General features: G+C 62.9%; 16 protein-coding genes. 4 read left to right on the plus strand and 12 right to left on the minus strand.

The window, feature by feature from the left end; all coding sequences use genetic code 11:
- Window positions 1-74: 74 nt before the first annotated feature.
- Window positions 75-1,964, minus strand: coding sequence for a propionyl-CoA synthetase (locus P0Y58_20255; GenBank protein WEK29225.1), 1,890 nt, complete (start codon window positions 1,962-1,964; stop codon window positions 75-77).
- Window positions 1,965-2,144: 180 nt separating this feature from the next.
- On the opposite strand from P0Y58_20255, the gene P0Y58_20260 reads away from it, so the two are divergent.
- Window positions 2,145-3,011: a LysR family transcriptional regulator gene (locus P0Y58_20260; protein ID WEK29226.1), complete on the plus strand. Its 867-nt coding sequence runs from the start codon at window positions 2,145-2,147 to the stop codon at window positions 3,009-3,011.
- On the opposite strand, the gene P0Y58_20265 is transcribed toward P0Y58_20260, so the two are convergent.
- The 5 genes from P0Y58_20265 to P0Y58_20285 all read right to left on the minus strand — a co-directional run bounded on the left by P0Y58_20265 (window position 2,985) and on the right by P0Y58_20285 (window position 9,662).
- Window positions 2,985-4,139: an HPP family protein gene (locus P0Y58_20265; protein WEK29227.1), complete on the minus strand. Its 1,155-nt coding sequence runs from the start codon at window positions 4,137-4,139 to the stop codon at window positions 2,985-2,987. The two genes, P0Y58_20260 and P0Y58_20265, sit on opposite strands and share 27 nt — an antisense overlap.
- Before the next feature lie 288 nt (window positions 4,140-4,427).
- Window positions 4,428-5,756, minus strand: a complete 1,329-nt coding sequence (locus P0Y58_20270) for a DUF3100 domain-containing protein (protein ID WEK29228.1) — start codon at window positions 5,754-5,756, stop codon at window positions 4,428-4,430.
- A gap of 331 nt (window positions 5,757-6,087) precedes the next feature.
- Window positions 6,088-7,245 (minus strand): M20 family metallopeptidase, encoded by a 1,158-nt coding sequence (locus P0Y58_20275; protein WEK29229.1) that lies wholly within the window; start codon window positions 7,243-7,245, stop codon window positions 6,088-6,090.
- Window positions 7,246-7,250: 5 nt separating this feature from the next.
- Window positions 7,251-8,768 carry an aldehyde dehydrogenase family protein gene (locus P0Y58_20280; protein WEK29230.1) on the minus strand — a complete coding sequence of 506 codons (1,518 nt, stop codon included), beginning with the start codon at window positions 8,766-8,768 and terminating at the stop codon, window positions 7,251-7,253.
- A gap of 3 nt (window positions 8,769-8,771) precedes the next feature.
- Window positions 8,772-9,662: an NAD(P)-dependent oxidoreductase gene (locus P0Y58_20285; protein WEK29231.1), complete on the minus strand. Its 891-nt coding sequence runs from the start codon at window positions 9,660-9,662 to the stop codon at window positions 8,772-8,774.
- Between the two features lie 153 nt (window positions 9,663-9,815).
- Here P0Y58_20285 and P0Y58_20290 point away from each other — a divergent pair, with 153 nt between their 5' ends.
- Entirely contained in the window at window positions 9,816-10,727 is a 912-nt protein-coding gene (locus tag P0Y58_20290) for a LysR family transcriptional regulator (protein WEK29232.1), read from the plus strand.
- A 67-nt stretch (window positions 10,728-10,794) separates the two neighbouring features.
- On the opposite strand, the gene P0Y58_20295 is transcribed toward P0Y58_20290, so the two are convergent.
- Genes P0Y58_20295 through P0Y58_20310 form a run of 4 tightly spaced genes read right to left on the minus strand, consistent with a single transcriptional unit; the run spans window position 10,795 to window position 13,402 of the window.
- A complete protein-coding gene (locus tag P0Y58_20295) occupies window positions 10,795-12,114 on the minus strand; it encodes a sensor histidine kinase (GenBank protein ID WEK29233.1) in 1,320 nt (439 codons plus the stop codon).
- Window positions 12,111-12,779: a response regulator transcription factor gene (locus P0Y58_20300; GenBank protein ID WEK29234.1), complete on the minus strand. Its 669-nt coding sequence runs from the start codon at window positions 12,777-12,779 to the stop codon at window positions 12,111-12,113. Before P0Y58_20300 ends, P0Y58_20295 begins: the two co-directional genes overlap by 4 nt.
- Window positions 12,780-13,094 (minus strand): PepSY domain-containing protein, encoded by a 315-nt coding sequence (locus tag P0Y58_20305; protein WEK29235.1) that lies wholly within the window; start codon window positions 13,092-13,094, stop codon window positions 12,780-12,782. It abuts the gene before it with no gap.
- Window positions 13,094-13,402, minus strand: coding sequence for a PepSY domain-containing protein (locus P0Y58_20310; protein WEK29236.1), 309 nt, complete (start codon window positions 13,400-13,402; stop codon window positions 13,094-13,096). The genes P0Y58_20305 and P0Y58_20310 overlap by 1 nt, the downstream gene beginning before the upstream one ends.
- A 267-nt stretch (window positions 13,403-13,669) precedes the next feature.
- On the opposite strand from P0Y58_20310, the gene queD reads away from it, so the two are divergent.
- Window positions 13,670-14,026 carry a 6-carboxytetrahydropterin synthase QueD gene (gene queD, locus P0Y58_20315; GenBank protein ID WEK29237.1) on the plus strand — a complete coding sequence of 119 codons (357 nt, stop codon included), beginning with the start codon at window positions 13,670-13,672 and terminating at the stop codon, window positions 14,024-14,026.
- A gap of 10 nt (window positions 14,027-14,036) precedes the next feature.
- Here queD and P0Y58_20320 read toward each other — a convergent pair whose 3' ends face one another.
- On the minus strand, window positions 14,037-14,519 hold the full coding sequence (locus tag P0Y58_20320) for a DUF1289 domain-containing protein (GenBank protein WEK29238.1): 483 nt from the start codon (window positions 14,517-14,519) through the stop codon (window positions 14,037-14,039).
- Between the two features lie 405 nt (window positions 14,520-14,924).
- On the opposite strand from P0Y58_20320, the gene acnB reads away from it, so the two are divergent.
- Complete coding sequence (gene acnB, locus P0Y58_20325; GenBank protein ID WEK33369.1) at window positions 14,925-17,534, plus strand: bifunctional aconitate hydratase 2/2-methylisocitrate dehydratase; 2,610 nt, start codon at window positions 14,925-14,927, stop codon at window positions 17,532-17,534.
- Between the two features lie 175 nt (window positions 17,535-17,709).
- Here the strand turns inward: acnB and prpD are convergent, their stop codons facing one another.
- On the minus strand, window positions 17,710-19,194 hold the full coding sequence (gene prpD, locus P0Y58_20330) for a 2-methylcitrate dehydratase (GenBank protein ID WEK29239.1): 1,485 nt from the start codon (window positions 19,192-19,194) through the stop codon (window positions 17,710-17,712).
- Between the last annotated feature and the right edge of the window lie 40 nt (window positions 19,195-19,234).

The raw sequence follows: 19,234 nt of genomic DNA on the forward strand, positions 1-19,234 counted from the left end.
AGCGCAGGTTTCAGGACCTGTGAAGAACCTGTGGGAGCGGGCATGCCCGCGAAGAGGCCAGTAAAGTCAGAACATCACCCGGCCCGGGGCAAATCCGCCAGCACCGCCTCGATCTCCCCCAACACCGCAGGATCATCCAGGGTTGAAGGCGGTACATAGTCTTGCCCATCGGCAATCTTGCGCAGCACCGCCCGCAAGATTTTCCCCGAGCGGGTCTTGGGTAGCCGCTTCACCAGCCGAACCCGGTTGAAACAGGCAAGCGGGCCAATCGCCTCGCGCACGCTACCCACCAGGTCCACCAGTAGCTGCGCCTCGGCAATGCCCTCACCGTCCTTGAGGACAACAAGCGCCAACGGCACCTGGCCCTTGATTTCATCGTGTACGCCTATCACCGCACACTCGGCCACCGCCGGGTGGCAGGCCACCAGGTCCTCCATTTCGCCAGTAGACAACCGGTGCCCGGACACGTTGATCACATCATCCGTGCGCCCCATGATGTAGACGAACCCGTCATCGTCCAGAAAGCCGCCGTCGCCTGTGTGGTAATACCCGGGGTAGGTGCGCAGGTAAGCCTGCAAGTAACGCTCGTGGTCGCCCCACAAGGTCTGGCTGCACCCGGGCGGCAATGGCAAGGCAATGACGATCGAACCTTGATGATTGGGGCCGAGCAAATGCCCCTCGTCATCCACCACTCGCACGTGATAGCCCGGCACCGCGCGGTTGCTGGAGCCCGGCTTTGCCGCACTGCCTTCCAGCCCCACACAGGGTGCGGTGACCGGCCAGCCGGTCTCGGTCTGCCACCAGTGGTCGTGTACCGGTTTGCCACTGACCCGCTCCAGCCATTCGTGGGTACTGGAATCAAGCTTTTCCCCCGCCAGGAACAGCTGGCGCAGCGAGCTGAGGTCGTGCTTGCGGATCAGCTCGCCGTCCGGGTCTTCCTTGCGGATGGCACGCATTGCGGTGGGCGCACAGAACAGCGCGTTGACCTTGTATTGCTCCACCACCCGCCAGTAGGCCGACGCGTCCGGGGTGCGGATCGGCTTGCCTTCGTAGAACACCGTGGTGCAGCCGCTCATCAGCGGCCCGTAAACGATCAGCGAATGACCGACCACCCAGCCTACATCGGAAATGCCCCACCACACATCGCCCGCCTGCATGCCGTAGATATGGCGCATCGCATAGCACAGCGCCACGGCATTGCCGCCGTTTTCCCGGACGATGCCCTTGGGTTTGCCGGTGGTGCCCGAGGTGTACATGATGTACAGCGGGTCGCCAGCATCCAGCTCGACCGGGAGCACTGGCTCGGCACTGGCCAGTGCCGCCTGCCAGTCCAGGTCGCGACCGGGCTGCAGTTCAGCCTTAGCCTGTGGGCGTTGCAGCACCAACACATTGCGCGGCTGATGCCGGGCCAGCTGCAGCGCGCGGTCGACCAACGGCTTGTAGGCAATCACCTTGTCGAATTCCAGCCCGCAGGATGCTGTCAGCAGCAGCGTGGGACGGGCGTCATCAATGCGCAGGGCCAGCTCGTTGGCGGCAAAGCCGCCGAACACCACCGAATGCACCGCGCCAATCCGGGCACAGGCCAGCATGGCCATGGCCGCTTGCGGCACCATGGGCATGTAGATGATCACGCCATCGCCCTTTTTCACCCCCAACTGGCGCAGCAAACCGGCCAGGCGCGCCACTTCGTCGCGCAACTGGTTGTAGGTGTAGGCCTGCTGCACGCCGGTGACTGGCGAATCGTAGATCAGTGCCAACTGCTCGCCGCGGCCCTGCCCGATCTGGTGATCGAGGGCCAGGTAGCAGCTGTTCAGGCGGCCATCGGCGAACCAGCGGTGGGTACCGTCGGCGTTGTCTTGCAGGGTAATGGCAGGCTTGCGGTGCCAGGCCAGGTGCGCGGCCTGTTCCGCCCAGAAAGCGGCAGGGTCGGAAATGGAATGGGCGTAGCTGTGCTGGTAGCTCATATCGAAGGGAACCCGGTACTTGTTGTTATTGAAGGGCGAAACCTGAGTATGGACCGCTACACCCGCGCCGCCATGGGACTAAAGTCACAACCGACCTGCAAATTTGCAGACAACGCAAAAGCGCCCCATAACGGTGCAAAGCCACTAGAATAGGCGCCCTTTCCAGCCACCGAGCAGCCCATGGATATCGAACAGGCCCGAACCTTTCTGGAAATCGTGCGTTGCGGCAGCCTGGTCGCCGCCGCCGAACGCCTGTTCGTGTCACAGACGGCGATCACCGCCCGGGTGCAGCGCCTGGAGCAGCAACTGGGTTGCCAGCTGTTCGTGCGCAGCCGCAACGGCGCCAGCCTGACCAGCGATGGCGAGGCATTCGTCAGTTATGCCAACCAGCTGGTACAAACCTGGGAGGCGGCGCGCCGCGACCTGCCGCTGCCAGAAGGCTGCCAGCAGGTGCTGCATGTGGGGGGCGAGGTGAGCCTGGGCAACCCGATGCTGCTTGATTGGGTCAGTGCCCTGCACCGCGAGCTGCCCAGCCACGCCATCCGCAGCGAGGTCAGCGATGGCGAGTCGTTGCTGCGCAAGGTGGAGATGGGCCTGCTGGACGCCGCACTGGTCTACCAGCCAACCTACGGCCCGGGCCTGCAAGTCGAACAATTGATGGAAGAAAAGCTGATCCGCGTGCGCCGGGTCGACCAGCCAGAACCCTACATTTACATCGACTGGGGTGAGGCCTTCCGCCGCCAGCACGATGCCGCCCTACCCGACTGCGCCCGCCCTGCGCTCAGCTTCAACCTGGGCCCACTGGCCTTGCAGTTCATCCTCGATCAAGGCGGCAGCGGTTATTTCCGCACGCGAGTGGTACAGGCTTACCTGGACAGCGGCATATTCGAGCGGGTACCGCAGGCGCCGGAGTTCACCTACCCGACCTTCCTGGTGTACCCACGCAAGCGCGACAGCGAGGCCCTGCAACAGGCCTTCACCATTCTGCGCCGGTTGGTAGCCGACGGCGCCAGCGATTGGTCACAACGCTGGGACCCGGTTATCTGAGGCCTCGGCGTTACTGAGCAACTGCCGCTTGAGGCCGGCGATCAGGTCGGTCTGGGTGATCACCCCCACCAACTGGTCGGCGTCGAGCACCGGCAGGCAATGCAGGCCTTGTTCGCACAAAAGCGGTAACAGGCGCTCCAGCGGGTGCTCGCAGCTGACACTCACTACCCGCCGGCTCATCACCTGCTCCAGGCGCACCGTCTTCCGGCCGAACAGCCCGCGCCAGCTGAAGCGGCCTCGCTGCATGGCCGGGCCGACCAGGTCGCTGAGGCTGACGATGCCCACCAGCTTGCCCTGCAGCAACACCGGCAGGGTTTTCAGGTGGTGGCTGGCGAGCATTTTCCAGGCCTGCTCCAACGTGGTATCCGGTGTGGCGAACTGCACGTCGCGCGACATCACCGAGGCTGCAGTTATGCCCCCAAGGCTGCGCTGCAGAGCGTGCTGTTCGGTGGCCAGAATGATGCGTTCCAGTTCGTCACGGGTGACGTCGACGAATTCACCCAGCTCTTCCAGGGCCAGGTCAAGGTCCTCGCCACGGATGCCGACCCGCTCACTGGGCAGTGGGTCATGTGTGTGGTGCAGATCCTTGCGCACCGCTACGCCTTTCGGGTAGCGCACACCCGTCAGGCGGTTGTAGAGGACCGCCACGCCCACCAGGATCAGCGCATTGAGCAAGATGGGCTCAAGCAGGTGATCGCCCAAGGCCGTCAGCCCCGAGTCGGCCAGGACTGCACTCACTGCTACCCCGCCACCCGGCGGGTGCAGGCAGCGCAGCAGGCACATCACCAGGATCGAGATGCCCAGGGCAGCGGCAGCCACCCACAGTTCGGGGCCAAAGCCTTGGCGCATGGCCAGGCCAACCGCGCCGGCCAGGGCGTAGCTGCCCAGCACCGGCCAGGGTTGCGCCAGCGGGCCGGAATGTACGGCAAACACCAGCACCGCCGAGGCGGCCAGCGGGCCCAGCAGGTGCAAAGCGATGCCGGGGCCATAGGCCAAACTGGTCAGCCAGCCGGCGAGGAACAGGCCAAGCAGTGCGCCGATACCAGCACGCAGCCATTCTTTTGGGGGGATATTCAGGGGCGTCGGCAACAGCCGCTGCAGACGACTTTCGGAACGCGAGGCAGACATTTAAGTAATCGGGATCTGTAGTTTTTCTGATTAAAAAGAAAGCCCAGCCGCGCTGGCCTGGGCCTCGTATTGCCAAGGCAATATCGCAAGGGGCTCCGTCCGTGGAAAGATGGAAACCGCAGGGTTTCGTGAGGGGGATTTTGCCGGGCGGGGGAAGATTGGGCTAATTCAAAAAACTGCGGCTGTACTGCAATTTTTTTGCAGTACTGATAGAGCCCGGGGTGCGTGGGGCTGTCAGATTTTTTGTGTGCGGGCAGGTAACGGCCTGCCGCCAGGCAGGCCTGAAGCTTAGTGGAAGAACTCGGCGATCAGCACAGCGCCGATGAACGTCCCGAAGTTGGCCAGGAACGATACGAGCACGATGCGCCAGCCCAGACGACGGAACGCAGGCAAGTCCTTGGCAATCGACAGGCCCGCGAAGGCCAGCATCGGGGTAATCACCGCCAGCATGTTGATCGACCCCACCAGTTGGGTGATGTCGGCTGCCCAAGGGCACAGCGGCGAGGTCAGCAGCATGGCAACCACCGAAACAGTGCACACCGCCGGAATCTTGCGGCGCAACAGCGAGCACAGCAGCTCACCGATAAACACCGCGCCAATCATGATTGCGATACCGGCAAAGGCTTCTGGCGACAGCGTCTTGTAGCCGACGTAGTTGGCCATCAGCGCCAGCGCGCCAGCCGCGAACCAGGCGCTGATACGGCCAGCCCAGCCCAGGTCAGGCGTTTCCAGCGAAACCTCGCTGCTGCTCGGGCCCTGGTCGATGACCGATGCCTTGGTGGTGCGGCCAATCAGCGGCTCCAGTACCCGGTAGCCCCATACTGCCAGCGGCAGCGAAATGAACAGAGTGAAGTAGGTGCCCAGCGTGGTGGTGATCAGGTTGGCAGCGGCGGCCAGCGCCATGACTTCCTTGGCCAGCTCTGGAGGCTGCTGGGCAGCGATCGCACCCGCAGCGGCAGCCATCATGCTACCCGAACCGATGCCCGAGCCCATGGCCAGGGATTTCGGGTCGAAGATGCCCAGGCTGGTGATGAAACCCGCGACGATAGCAATGAACAGCGCACCGAACAGCGTACCCGTGAGGTACTCAGCCAGCACGCCGCGCCCCTCGGGCGAGTCCATGCCGTAACGCTCGCCGATAATCGCCAGGCTCGGCTCGCGCCCCACCGAGAAGGTCGCACCCACAGCTTCGCGCTTGATACCCAGCATCAAGGCGACCGGCAGACCGAGAATTACCGTGCCGACAAAATGGCCGAACTCCTGGAACACCAGCGCCCAACCCGAGGCGAAGACCACAGGCAACGAACCACCCACGACCAGGCCAAGTTTGGCGATGAACACCAGCAGCGCCGGTTGCAGGATGGCTGAGGCACGTACCTGGGCACTGGTGTCGAGCCCTAGGGTACCCGGTAAGCGGTGGCTCAGCAGGCCGATGCCAGCGCCAATCAACAGCGCCCAGACCATGGGCAACAGCACGACCTTGCCAGGGCCCAGCGGAATGCTGAGGGCACCGATGGCTTCGGCGATGATCAGGATGATTGCAGCCCAGATGTACAGCTTGACCGTAGCGGAAACGGCGTTTCTCTCGCCCATGGCGAGCGTGTTGGCGTGGTGCATATGAATCCCCTTGCCTGCTGGGCATCGGCAACGATGACCCAATAGTTGTTGTGTTGTCAGGGAGCGCCTCGCGGCGCTCAGGGCAGAAAGCAAATCCATGGCAGCCATGGCGGTTCGTGTTTCACGAACGGATTTTTTTATAGGCATTGCTGACAGCGGCATTCCGATGAAGGTCAGAACTGCCTTGACGGCGTCCCCAGTATGTCCAGCGCCTGGGCGCCCTCCAATATTCTGAAAATCATTTGTTGTTGCCTAAAACAGAACACAGAAATGACAGGCGTGACCCCACCGATGCACCAGGGCCCGCCAGGCAGGCCCTTGTGCCGATGGCTCAGCGAGCCGGCAGGTTGTGTTCGACCAGGGCAGTCCACACGGCAACGCCAGGTTCGATGACCCGGTCGTTGAAGTCGTAGTAGGGGTTATGCAGCGGCGCAGATGGCTCGTCACCATCGACGCCCATCCAGATGTACGCACCCGGGCAAGCCTGAAGCATGAAAGCGAAGTCTTCCGAGGCCATCGACGGGTTGCAGCCGAACTGCACGTTGGCCTCACCCAATGCCGCCTGGGCCGCCTGAAACGCGACTTGCGCCTCAGCTGGGTGATTCTCTGTCACCGGGTAGCCGACGTTGTAGGTCAGTGCACCGCTCACGCCAAAGGCGCCAGGCAGTTGCTCGACGAACTCGCTGATCAGTTGCTGCACCTTGTCGCGCACCGGCGTCTGCAGGCAGCGCACGGTGCCACGCAAGGTCGCGCTTTCCGGCAGCACGTTGATTGCTTCGCCAGCGTTGATCTGGGTAACGCTGATCACCGCGCTGTCCAGCGGCGACAGGCGTCGCGAGGTGATGGTCTGCAGGCCGAGGATCAGTTCGGCCGCGGCGACGATGGGGTCGAAGCCGCGTTCAGGCATCGCCGCGTGGGAGCCCTTTCCGGTGAGGACGATCTCGAAGGTATCCAGCGAGGCCATCATCGGCCCCGGGTTGACCAGTACCTTGCCGGCCTGCACGCCAGGCCAGTTGTGCAGGCCGTAGATGGCCTGCATCGGGAACCGCTCGAACAAGCCGTCTTCGATCATCTTCTGTGCCCCACCGAGGTTTTCCTCGGCGGGTTGGAACACGAAGTACACCGTACCGGTGAAGTTTCGGGTTTCGCTCAGGTGCCGGGCAGTGGCCAACAGAATGGCCGTGTGCCCGTCATGGCCGCAGGCGTGCATGCAGCCTTTGTGGGTCGAGCGGTGCTCGCATTGCCCCAACTCCTGGATCGGCAGGGCGTCCATGTCGGCACGAATACCAACGCTCGGCCCTTCGCCGGTGCGCAGGACGCCGACCACGCCGGTGCCCCCCAGGCCGCGATGCACTTCGATGCCGAACCCCTGCAGCAGGCTGGCAACCCACTCGCTGGTCTGCAACTCCTCGAACCCCAGTTCGGGGGCACTGTGGAGCTTGCGTCGCCAGCCGGTGGCATCCTTGATCAGTTCCGCTGAAATAGTCATCTCGGTTACTCCAGGCTGGCGCCGTAGCCGAAACTGACAGCCGGTACGGCAGCGGTTTCAACCCACACGCTTTTGACTTCGCTGTACTCACGCAGTGCATCCAGCCCGGAAGACCGGCCATAGCCGCTTTCACCAAAGCCGCCGAACGGCGAGCTGACGTGAATGGTCTTGTAGCCATTGACCCAGAAAGTGCCTGCACGCACCTGCTTGGCAATGCGATGGGCGCGGCCGACATCGCGAGTCCATACCGCACCGGCCAGGCCGAAGCGGCTGTCGTTGGCGATGCGAATGGCATCGGCTTCGTCTTCGAATGGAATCGCCACCACCACCGGGCCGAAGATTTCTTCCTGGGCACAGTGCAGGCCGTTGTGGCCCGCCAGCACTGTCGGGTTGATGTAGTAACCCGGTTTGGCCGGAATCGGCTCGGCGCCTTCGCCCACCAGCTGCGCGCCCTCTCCCAGGGCGCGCTCGACCATGCTCTTCACATGGTTGTACTGCTTGGCGTTGTTGATGGGGCCGATCTGGGTCTGCGGGTCGCTCGGGTCGCCGACGGCGAACTGCTGCGCGGCCTTGGCCAACGCCTGGGTAAACTTGTCGAAGATCGACGCCTGAACCAACAGGCGCGAGCCCGATACGCAGCTTTGTCCGGCACCGGAGAAAATCGCCGCCTGGGCGCCACGCAGGGCGACTTCGAGATCGGCGTCGGCAAACACGATGTTGGCCGACTTGCCGCCCAGTTCCAGCACAGCCGGGATGCAGCGTTGTGCGGCAGCCATGGCTATGTGGCGGCCAGTGGCGGGGGAACCGACGAAAACCACCTTGCGAATATCGGCACCCGCAATCAGTTGCTGGCCAATGCTATGGCCATAACCCGCGACCACGTTGACCAAGCCCTTGGGCACGCCGGCGCGCTCCACCAGCACACCGACCACCAGTGACGACAGCACGGTCAGCTCCGACGGTTTGAGGATCACCGCGTTACCGGCAGCAATCGCCGGGGCTACCTGCCAGCCGCAGGTGAAGATCGGTGCATTCCACGGTGTGATCTGCAGCACCGTGCCCAAAGGTTCGTAAGTGACGTAGTTAAGGTGCGAAGTCGGTACCGGAATCACTTCGCCATGGAGCTTGTCGGCCCATCCGGCGTAGTACTCGAACATCTCGGCAACCTTTGCCACTTCGACCCGGGCATCGCGAATCGGCTTGTTGGCGGTGAACGACTCGATCTGCGCCAGCACGTCGGCGTGCTCACGGATCAGCGCACCGACCTGATACATGGCACGGCCACGGGCCTGGGCAGTCAGTGCCCACCATTGCTGCTGAGCAACGCGGGCGGCGTCGCTGGCTTGTTGCACCAGCGACTCGTCGGCATCCGGGAAGCTCAGCATCAGGCTGTCGTCGTGGGCGTTGCGCACTTCGATGGCGGTGCCGTGGCCTTCGATGAATTCACCGCCGACATAGCTGGCAATGACCTGGCGATCGCCCCAGAACGGGCGCATCAGTTCAAAAATATTTGCGGTGCTCATCGGTTATTCCTCATGGCCAAACAAAGCGTTGTCGGTGCGCTGCACAATGCAACAGAAGTCGTCACTGTCGGGCAGCGTCGCGCTGCTGTCCTTCCACAACTGCGCTACGGTGCGCGACAGTGGCAGGTCGAGGTCAAGGCTGGCGGTCAGGTCGCAGGCCAGGCCGACGTCCTTGCGCATCAAGCCCATGGTGAAGCCAGAGTCGTAGGCCTTGTTCAGCACCCAGGTGGGAAACATCACTTGGCTGGCGCCACTGCGCCCGGAGCCGGCATTCAGGCCCTGCAGCAGTTTTTCCGGATCGACACCAGCCTTGGCAGCCATGCTCACCGCTTCGGCGGTGGTGATCAGATGTGCGGCAGCCAGCATGTTGTTGGCGATCTTGGCGACGTTGCCGGCGCCGCAACTGCCGATATGCACGCGGGTACCGCTCATGGCTTCCAGCACCGGCATGACCGTGGCCAAGTCGGCATCCTCACCGCCGATGACCATCGACATGGTGCCGCTGGCGGCGCCCTTTGGCCCACCGGACACCGGGGCGTCCATGAAGCCAATGCCATTTTCCCGCAGGGCGGCAGCCACCTTGCGGCTGGCTTCCGGGGTAGAGGTGGTGGTGTCGATAACCACGAGGCCTTCACGGCCCAGGGCCAGGATGCCGTTGTCACCCAGGCAAACTGCTTCCACGTGTTCGGCCTTGGGCAGGGAAAGAATCAGCACATCCACCGCGCCGATCAATGCGCTGCGCTCGGCCACCGGTGTCACGCCCTGGCGCTGCGCCTGCTCCAGCGCCGCCGCCGACAGATCGAAGCCGCTCACCTTGAAGCCTTTGCTGGCCAGGTTGGCCGCCATGCCGCCACCCATGTTGCCTAGCCCGACTACCCCTACCTTCAATGTCATGTCAGCACGCTCGCTTGAATGTCCGAAATCATGATGGCACCAGCCTCTGGCTGGCCTGTAAGCCGATGGGTCGAGTATGGACAGTGCACTTTGGTTGCAGCAATAATCCTCAAAATCAAATTCCGTTGCCTTAAACGCAACACAGGAGTGTCCATGAGCCAGGTCCAGGATCGGCGCATTCTGTATTTCTTCGAAGCAGTGCGACTGGGCAGCGTGCGTGCGGCGGCCGACTTCCTTGATGTAGCTGCTTCGGCAGTAAGCCGTCAGATTGCCCAGCTCGAACACGAACTTGGCAGCCCGCTTCTGGAACGGCACCGCCGTGGGGTGAAACCCACCGAAGCTGGCGAACGCGTATTGCATTACTACCGCCAGCGCCTTTCACAGCAGGAAGTACTGCTGGACTCGCTGCAAGCCTTGCGTGGTTTGCAAAGTGGCTCGGTTGTACTGGCCATAGGAGAGGGGTTCATTGATGGCCTGGTTGCGCCGCTAAGCCGGTTTTCCGAGCAATACCCGCGCATCGACCTGCAGGTGAATGTGTGCGGTACCAACGAGGTGATACGCCAGGTGGTCGAGGACGAAGCGCATCTGGGCCTGGTGTTCAACCCGCCTGCCGACCCGAAGATCCGCTCCCATGCCCACACCCGCCAGCCCGTGTGCGTAGCGGTGAGCCCCGACCACCCGTTGGCCGGCGAGACCGAACCGCTGCAGCTCAAGGGCCTGGACAAGTACCGCCTGGCTTTACCGGGGGTGTCGTACGGCATTCGCCAGATTGTTACCCAGGCCGAGAACCGTTTGGGCACCACCCTGACACCCACCCTGACCTGCAGCACATTCGCCATGCTGAAGCGCTTCGCGATGCGTGGCGGGGTGACGCTAATGCCGGTGTTCGTAATGGAGGACGAGATTCACAGCGGGCACCTGGTGGCCCTGCCGCTGGAGAGCGAGATTTTCAGCATGCCCGAAACCCACCTGATCAGCCGCCTGGGGCGGCAATTGAGTGTGGGGGCCACCCGGTTGCTAGGCATGGTGTTGCAGGACATGACTGCGTTCAAGGGCGATCAATGACAAGGCCTTGCCGCTCTGGCCATTGCGCTGCCTGGGTTCATCCTCCGGGCGCTTGGCGTCTCCGGCATCACTGAGCCTTGCGCGGCAGCCCGATGCTCACCCGCAACCCGCCCAGCGGGCTCTCCAGCAGGGCCAATTGCCCGCCCCAGGCCTCGACGATATCGCGCACAATGCCCAACCCCAGGCCATGCCCGTCCACCTGCTCGTCGAGCCTGGAACCGCGCTCCAGCACCTGCTGGCGCTGGCTCTCCGGGATGCCGGGGCCATCGTCATCGACCCACACCTGGTAGCCCTCGGCATTCGGCGCAATACCCAGCCGCACCTCGCTGTCCGCCCACTTGCAGGCGTTATCCAGCAAGTTGCCCAGCAGTTCCAGAAAGTCTTCGCGGTCCCACGGCAGCAGCAAACCGGGGGGTACGTCGCTGGCCAGTAGCAAGCCCTCTCCGTGAATCATCCCCAAGGTGCTCAGCAGCCCAGGCAACTCGGCGTCACAGTCAAACTGCGCCCCCGGCAGCGCATCCCCTGCCAGCCGCGCGCGATTCAGCTCGCGCGCCAGCCGTTGCTGAATCTGCTCCAGTTGCTCACGCATCTGCGCGCGGACTTCAGGCAAGTCTTTCAGGCGCTCGCTGGACGCCAGGCTCAGCAACACCGCCAATGGCGTCTTCAGCGCATGCCCAAGGTTGCCCAAGGCATTGCGCGAGCGGCGCAGGCTGTCTTCGGTGTGGCTGAGCAAGTGGTTGATCTGCCCCACCAGTGGCGCCAGTTCACTGGGCACTTCTGCGTCCAGCTGCGAGCGCTGGCCCTGCTGTAACTGGGCAATCTGCTGGCGTGCACGCTCCAATGGCCGCAGCGAGCGGGTAACGGTGATGCGCTGCAGCACCAACACCAGAATCAGGGCCACCAACCCCATGCCCAGGCCGATCTGCTGCAGGCGCCGGAAGCCTTCACGCACCGGTGAATAGTCCTGCGCCACGCTGATCGAGATGTCCTGGCCCAAGCGCCGATAGTCGGCACGCAAGGCCAACAGTTGCTGCCCTTCCGGGCCTAGCTCATGGCTGTCGGAAAGGCCAGGGGCGGCGGGCTTGGGCATGTCCAGGTCCCACAGCGAGCGCGAGCGCCAGGTACCTTGGCCAAAGTCGATGCGAAAGTAATAGCCAGAGAACGGCCGCTGGTAAGCGGCAGAAATGCGCCGTTCGTCCAGCTGCAAGCCCGAAGGCCCACGCACCAAAGCCACCAGCAGGTTCTCGCTCTCCTTGCGCAGGCCGTTTTCGAGATAGCGTTGCAGGCCAGCCTCGAACAGCCACAAGGTCAGTTGCGCCAGCACCACGCCGACCACCACCAGCACCGCCACCAGGCCCAGGCTCAGGCGTGCCTGGATCGACTTCACTCGGCGCTCCCGGCATAGATGTAGCCCTGCCCGCGGCGTGTCTCGATCACGCTACGGCCCAGCTTGCGGCGCAAGTGGTTGACGTGCACTTCCAGCACGTTGGAGTCCCGCTCGGTTTCGCCGTCGTACAGGTGCTCGGCCAGGTGGCTCTTGGACAGGATCTGCTGCGGGTGCAGCATGAAGTAACGCAGCAGCCGGAACTCGGCGGCGGTCAGCTGCACATCCATACCATCACGGCTCACGCACTGACGGCTTTCATCCAGATGCAGCCCGGCTGCTTCCAGCTTGGGCTGGTTAGCCAGGCCCCGGGCACGGCGCAGCAATGCCTGGATACGCAATTGCAGCTCTTCCGGGTGGAACGGTTTGCTCAGGTAATCATCGGCCCCGGCCTTCAGACCTTCGATACGCTCGGCCCACGAACCACGGGCGGTGAGAATCAGCACGGGTGTAACCAGGCCGGCGGCGCGCCACTGGGCCAGCACATCCAGGCCCGGCAAGCCCGGCAGGCCAAGGTCGAGAATGATCAGGTCGTAGGGTTCGCTCTGGCCCTGGTAAACCGCGTCACGGCCGTCGGCCAGCCAGTCCACGGCATAGCCCTGGCGCTGCAGGCCTGCGGTCAGTTCGTCGGCCAGCGGTACATTGTCCTCGACAAGCAACAGGCGCATTCAGTCGTCTTCCTCGTCTTTGAGCAGGGCACCGGTGCTGGCATCGAGCTTGATCTCGCGCACCACACCTTCAGCCGTCAGCAGTTCGACTTCATATTCGTAGCGATCGTCGTCTTCTTCCAGCTCGGCTTCCAGCAGACGCGCCCCGGGGTAACGCCCCAGGGCGGTTTCCAGCAACTGCTCGAGCGGCAGGATGATGCCCTTCTGCCGTAGCTTCAGGGCTTCGTCCTGGTCAAGGTCGCGGGCCGCGGCCAAGGAGCACACGGCCAGCAGCGCCAGCGCGAGGTAGCGCGCTGGCCGTGGTAAGTGGATCATCAGTTGTCCCGCGCGTCCTTGAGTACTTCACCGGTCTTGGCGTCCAGGTCCACGTCCCATTCGACATTCTGCGCGTCGCGCAACTCGACCTTGTAGATAAGCCGGCCGTACTCGTCTTCAAGCTCCGAGTCGGTGACGGTGGCGCCGGGGTGCTTGGCCACGGCAGTGGCTTTGAGCTCATCCAGCGACTTGATGGTCTTGGCGTTGACCAGCTTGACCACTTCGTCAGGCTGAACATCTTTGGCGAAAGCGGCATTGGCGCCCAGCGCGAGGGCAGCGGCGGTGAACAGGGCAGTCAAGGTTTTCATCGTTCTTCTCTCCTGAGAACTGTGTAAGTTGTCTACGGGGTTAAGACTAACCACCGGTCCTTAATTCAACCTGAAAACAGCTGGCGCCATGATAGCGCATGATGCGGGGTGGAGATTGCGTCAGGGCCACCGGGCGATTGTCACAGCATTTTCGGCGCCTGTGAGATCGAGCGCCGCGCGGGCGGCGCTCGATCTGATAAGCGCTGAAGATGTTAAGGCGAACTGTTAAACTGCACCCATTCTTGATTCACACAGAGCTAACCCCGCGTGGAAATTTTCAAAGAGTTCACATTCGAATCAGCCCACCGCCTGCCCCACGTCCCGGACGGGCACAAATGCGGCCGCCTGCACGGCCACTCGTTCAAGGTCGGCCTGCACCTGACCGGCGCGCTGGACCCGCACACCGGCTGGATTCGTGACTTTGCCGAGGTGAAGGCAATCTTCAAGCCGATCTACGAGCAGCTCGATCACAACTACCTGAACGACATTCCAGGCCTGGAAAACCCCACCAGCGAAGTGATCGCCAAGTGGATCTGGGAGCAGGTCAAGCCGCTGATGCCAGAGCTGTCCAAGGTGCGCATCCACGAAACCTGCACCAGCGGTTGCGAATACACCGGCGACTGATGCGCCGAGGTCACTGGCCCTGCGTGCTGCCCATGGCATCGCGCAGGAAGCTGGGGGCGATGTAGCGCTGGTAATGCGCTTCTGAAAGCAGAAAGAACTCGCGATCGATGGCATCGCGCAATTGCGGCAGTTCCCAGTCTCGGAACTCCGGCAGCAACACCATGCCGTAGGCCTCCAGGTCACGGATCATCCGCGCCCCGCGGGCGATCAGCTGATATGCCCAGCAATATTCCGACTGCTGCTCGACAAAGCGGATGGAGCGCTGCTCCAGTTGCTGGCGCAGCAGGCTTTTGTCGAACACTTCCAGCTTGGCCATCATCACTTGCACCAGCAACTGCTCCAGGCGCAGCCACACGGCGCGTTTCTGGTCGTCGTCGTAGCCGTTCCAGTTGATCACTTCGTGGTGAAAACGCTTGCAGCCACGGCACACCGTGTCTCCGTACACCGTGGAGCACAGGCCGACGCAAGGGGTCTTGATGGACTTGTTGGACATGAAAAACAACAGTCTGGCGGAGGAACACGGGCCCATGTTAGCCCTTTGTCTAACCAGGGTCACTCGTTAAAGTCATCTTCTGCGCCTTACCTTCGGGCTTTTTTTGCCGTAGAATCAATGCGCCTTTTCAAGGCAACAATGTCCGTTGGAAGCTGTTTTCAAAGCGTCACGAGCACAGTTAATCCGGTAGAACGGCGTTGGCCCGGGCCATGCACCCCTCGCATGCCCGCGCCAGCCCTCATCAGCTCCCCGTTCTGCAGGCGTAAAACTTTGAAAGCAGCTTCTGTAAGGATTCTTTGCGACTCTGGCTGGGCGGCCCACAAAGCCGTGGCAGCGCATGGGTGCATTGAATGCTGGATAAGCGTCCCGGACCCCCTTTAGGGACCACTGATGAGGGAAATAACTGTGCTTGAAGCCTACCGCAAACACATCGAAGAGCGTGCCGCCCTGGGTATCGTGCCCCAGCCGCTGAACGCCGAACAAACTGCAGGCCTGGTCGAGCTGCTGAAAAACCCGCCGGCCGGCGAAGAAGCCTTCCTCGTAGATCTGATCACCAACCGCGTACCGCCAGGGGTCGACGAAGCTGCCTACGTCAAGGCCGCGTTCCTCTCCGCCGTCGCCAAGGGCGAAGCCAAGTCCCCGCTGATCGACCGCAAGCTTGCCACCGAGCTGCTGGGCACCATGCAGGGCGGCTACAACATCGAAACGCTGGTCGCGCTGCTGGATGACGCCGAACTGGGCGCCGTCGCGGCCGAAAAGCTCAAGCACACCCTGCTGATGTTCGACGCCTTCCACGACGTGGCCGAAAAAGCCAAGGCAGGCAACGCTCACGCCAAGGCCGTACTGGAGTCCTGGGCTGCAGGCGAGTGGTTCACCACCCGCCCGGCCATCGCCGACAAGTACACCCTGACCGTGTTCAAGGTGCCTGGCGAAACCAACACCGACGACCTGTCCCCTGCCCCGGACGCCTGGTCGCGCCCTGACATCCCGCTGCACGCCCTGGCGATGCTGAAAATGGCCCGTGACGGCATCGAGCCTTCGCAGCCAGGTTCGGTCGGCCCGCTGGCACAGATCGAAGCCGTCAAGGCCAAGGGCTTCCCGGTTGCCTATGTAGGTGACGTGGTCGGTACCGGTTCGTCGCGTAAATCCGCTACCAACTCGGTGCTGTGGTTCTTCGGCGACGACATCCCGTACGTGCCGAACAAGCGCGCCGGTGGTTTCTGCTTCGGCACCAAGATCGCCCCGATCTTCTACAACACCATGGAAGACGCCGGCGCCCTGCCGATCGAATTCGACTGCACCAACCTGGGCATGGGCGACGTCATCGACGTTTACCCTTACAAAGGTGAAGTGCGCCGTCACGAAAACGACGAGCTGGTTACCACCTTCGAACTGAAGACGCCAGTACTGCTCGACGAAGTCCGTGCTGGCGGTCGTATCCCACTGATCGTGGGCCGCGGCCTGACCGACAAGGCCCGCGCCGAACTTGGCCTGGGTGCAGTCGACCTGTTCAAGAAACCCGAGCAGCCTGCCGAGTCCGACAAGGGCTTCACCCTGGCGCAAAAAATGGTCGGCCGTGCCTGTGGCCTGCCAGAAGGCCAGGGCGTGCGCCCAGGTGCCTATTGCGAACCGAAGATGACCACCGTCGGCTCCCAGGACACCACTGGCCCGATGACCCGTGACGAGCTGAAAGACCTGGCGTGCCTGGGCTTCTCCGCTGACCTGGTGATGCAGTCGTTCTGCCACACCGCGGCCTACCCGAAGCCGATCGACGTCACCACCCACCACACCCTGCCAGACTTCATCCGCACCCGTGGCGGCGTGTCGCTGCGCCCAGGCGACGGCATCATCCACAGCTGGCTGAACCGCATGCTGATGCCTGACACCGTGGGCACCGGTGGCGACTCGCACACCCGCTTCCCGATCGGTATCTCGTTCCCGGCCGGTTCCGGCCTGGTGGCCTTCGCTGCCGCCACCGGCGTCATGCCGCTGGACATGCCAGAGTCGATCCTGGTGCGCTTCAAGGGCAAACTGCAACCCGGCATCACCCTGCGTGACCTGGTTCATGCCATCCCTTACTACGCCATCCAGAAAGGCCTGCTGACCGTCGAGAAGAAAGGCAAGAAAAACGCCTTCTCCGGCCGTATCCTGGAAATCGAAGGCCTGGACGAACTGACCGTCGAACAAGCTTTCGAGCTGTCCGACGCCTCGGCCGAGCGTTCCGCTGCCGGTTGCACCATCAAGCTGCCAGAAAAGGCCATTGCCGAGTACCTGACCTCCAACATCACCCTGCTGCGCTGGATGATCGGCGAAGGCTACGGCGACCCACGCACCCTGGAGCGTCGCGCCCAGGCCATGGAAGCCTGGCTGGCCAACCCTGAGCTGCTGTCGGCTGACGCCGATGCCGAATACGCTGAAATCATCGAAATCGACCTGGCCGACGTCAAAGAGCCTGTGCTCTGCGCGCCAAACGACCCGGACGATGCCCGCCTGCTGTCTTCGGTACAGGGCGAGAAGATCGACGAAGTGTTCATCGGTTCGTGCATGACCAACATCGGCCACTTCCGCGCTGCCGGCAAGCTGCTGGACAAGGTCAAGGGCGGTATCCCGACCCGTCTGTGGCTGGCTCCGCCAACCAAGATGGATGCTCACCAGCTGACCGAAGAAGGCTACTACGGCATCTACGGCAAAGCCGGTGCGCGCATGGAAATGCCAGGCTGCTCGCTGTGCATGGGTAACCAGGCACGTGTGCAGACCGGTTCGACCGTGGTCTCCACCTCGACCCGTAACTTCCCGAACCGTCTGGGCGACGCCACCAACGTGTACCTGGCATCGGCCGAACTGGCTGCTGTCGCTTCGATCATCGGCAAGCTGCCGACCGTCGAAGAGTACATGCAGTACGCGAAAGACATCGACAGCATGGCTGCCGACGTTTACCGCTACCTGAGCTTCGACCAGATCGCCGAGTTCCGCGAAGCGGCAGCCAACGCCAAGATCCCGGCTGTTCAGGTGTAAGCTGAGTTGTAAGCTGTAAAACAAAGCCCCGGCAGAAATGCCGGGGCTTTTTTGTGTCTGCTGTTCCGGCCTCTTCGCGGCTAAAGCCGCTCCCACAAGGTTCTGCAAAGGTCTTGAGAACGGTGGGGTCTCTGTGGGAGCGGCTTTAGCCGCGAAGAGGCCGGAACAGGCAATATCAGATCACGAACAAGTCGACAAACCTGTGCACCGCCATGCCCTCCAACCTTTGCTGGTCCTTGCACACCGCCACAATCTCCCCACACCGCTGCCGGGCAAAACGCGTCGCCAGGTTGCCCCTGAACTTGGCCTCCAGCAACGGGATACCCTGCTCCCGCCGCCGCCGATGCCCGATCGGGTAATCCACCACCACCAGTTCGGTACTGCTGCCGTCTTTGAAAAACACCTGCAGCGCGTTGGCGATTGAGCGTTTGTCCGGCTCCAGGTACTCACGACTGAAGCGCGGGTCCTCCACCACCTCCATCTTCTCGCGCAAGCGGTCGATGCTCGGGTGATTGACGTGAAAAGCGTCCTCATAATGCTCGGCCTGCAAATGCCCGAAGATCAGCGGCACCGCCACCATGTACTGCAGGCAGTGGTCGCGGTCGGCGGCATTGGCCAGCGGCCCGCTTTTGGAAATGATACGGATCGCCGACTCCTGGGTGGTGATGACAATACGGTCGACTTCATGCAAGCGGTTACGCACCTTGGGGTGCAGGGTCACCGCCGCCTCGCAAGCGGTCTGGGCGTGGAACTCGGCAGGGAAACTGACCTTGAACAGCACGTTTTCCATCACGTAGCTGCCCAGCGGCTGCGGCAAGCGCAGTTCGTACTGCCCGGCAGGTTTGAGCGCAAGGTCCTTGTTGGTGTGGCTGAACGACACATCGTAAAAACCCCACTGTGGCGCAGTGAGCACACTCGGCACGCCCATCTCGCCGCGCAGGGCGATATCTGCCAGGCGCACACCCCGGCTTGAGGCATCGCCCGCAGCCCAGGATTTGCGCGAACCGGCGTTGGGCGCGTGGCGGTAGGTGCGCAGGGCCTGACCGTCGACAAAGGCATGGGACAGGGCGCTCAGCATCTGCTCGCGGTTGGCACCCATCAGCCTCGCGCACACGGCCGTAGAAGCCACCTTGACCAGTATCACGTGGTCAAGGCCGACGCGGTTGAAGGCGTTTTCCAGCGCCAGTACGCCCTGGATTTCGTGGGCCATGACCATGGCTTCGAGCACATCTCGCATCAACAGCGGCTGCTCGCCAGCGGCCACTCGCTTCTGCGACAGGTGATCGGCAACCGCCAGGATGCCACCGAGGTTGTCCGAGGGGTGGGCCCATTCGGCAGCCAGCCAGGTGTCGTTGTAGTCCAGCCAGCGCACCGTGCAGCCGATGTCCCAGGCGGCCTTCACCGGGTCGAGGCGATAAGCGGTGCCGGGGACGCGCGCGCCATTGGGCACCACAGTGCCTTCCACCTGAGGGCCGAGCAGCTTGGTGCATTCCGGGAAGCGCAAGGCCAAGAGGCCGCAGCCGAGGGTGTCCATCAGGCAGTTGCGTGCGGTGTCCAGGGCTTCGGCGGATTCGACCCGGTAGCCGAGGGCGTAGTCAGCGAGGGTTTGCAGCACCCGGTCGTAGTACGGGCGGTCGTTGAGGTCCACGTTGGCGCTCATATCCAGCTCCCTTCAGAATTGCCGGGGCTGTCGTGCAGCC

The organism is Candidatus Pseudomonas phytovorans (genome assembly GCA_029202525.1).
In the GTDB taxonomy this organism is placed as follows: Bacteria; Pseudomonadota; Gammaproteobacteria; order Pseudomonadales; family Pseudomonadaceae; genus Aquipseudomonas; species Aquipseudomonas phytovorans.

Excerpts from the sequence above, each read along its gene's own strand:
- P0Y58_20300 (WEK29234.1), bottom strand. The coding sequence starts at position 12,779 with ATGCGCCTGTTGCTTGTCGAGGACAATGTACCGCTGGCCGACGAACTG.
- P0Y58_20255 (WEK29225.1), bottom strand. The coding sequence starts at position 1,964 with ATGAGCTACCAGCACAGCTACGCCCATTCCATTTCCGACCCTGCCGCT.
- P0Y58_20270 (WEK29228.1), bottom strand. The coding sequence starts at position 5,756 with ATGCACCACGCCAACACGCTCGCCATGGGCGAGAGAAACGCCGTTTCC.
- P0Y58_20320 (WEK29238.1), bottom strand. The coding sequence starts at position 14,519 with ATGTCCAACAAGTCCATCAAGACCCCTTGCGTCGGCCTGTGCTCCACG.
- P0Y58_20290 (WEK29232.1), top strand. The coding sequence starts at position 9,816 with ATGAGCCAGGTCCAGGATCGGCGCATTCTGTATTTCTTCGAAGCAGTG.
- P0Y58_20305 (WEK29235.1), bottom strand. The coding sequence starts at position 13,094 with ATGATCCACTTACCACGGCCAGCGCGCTACCTCGCGCTGGCGCTGCTG.
- P0Y58_20275 (WEK29229.1), bottom strand. The coding sequence starts at position 7,245 with ATGACTATTTCAGCGGAACTGATCAAGGATGCCACCGGCTGGCGACGC.
- prpD (WEK29239.1), bottom strand. The coding sequence starts at position 19,194 with ATGAGCGCCAACGTGGACCTCAACGACCGCCCGTACTACGACCGGGTG.
- P0Y58_20310 (WEK29236.1), bottom strand. The coding sequence starts at position 13,402 with ATGAAAACCTTGACTGCCCTGTTCACCGCCGCTGCCCTCGCGCTGGGC.
- P0Y58_20265 (WEK29227.1), bottom strand. The coding sequence starts at position 4,139 with ATGTCTGCCTCGCGTTCCGAAAGTCGTCTGCAGCGGCTGTTGCCGACG.
- P0Y58_20285 (WEK29231.1), bottom strand. The coding sequence starts at position 9,662 with ATGACATTGAAGGTAGGGGTAGTCGGGCTAGGCAACATGGGTGGCGGC.
- P0Y58_20280 (WEK29230.1), bottom strand. The coding sequence starts at position 8,768 with ATGAGCACCGCAAATATTTTTGAACTGATGCGCCCGTTCTGGGGCGAT.
- P0Y58_20260 (WEK29226.1), top strand. The coding sequence starts at position 2,145 with ATGGATATCGAACAGGCCCGAACCTTTCTGGAAATCGTGCGTTGCGGC.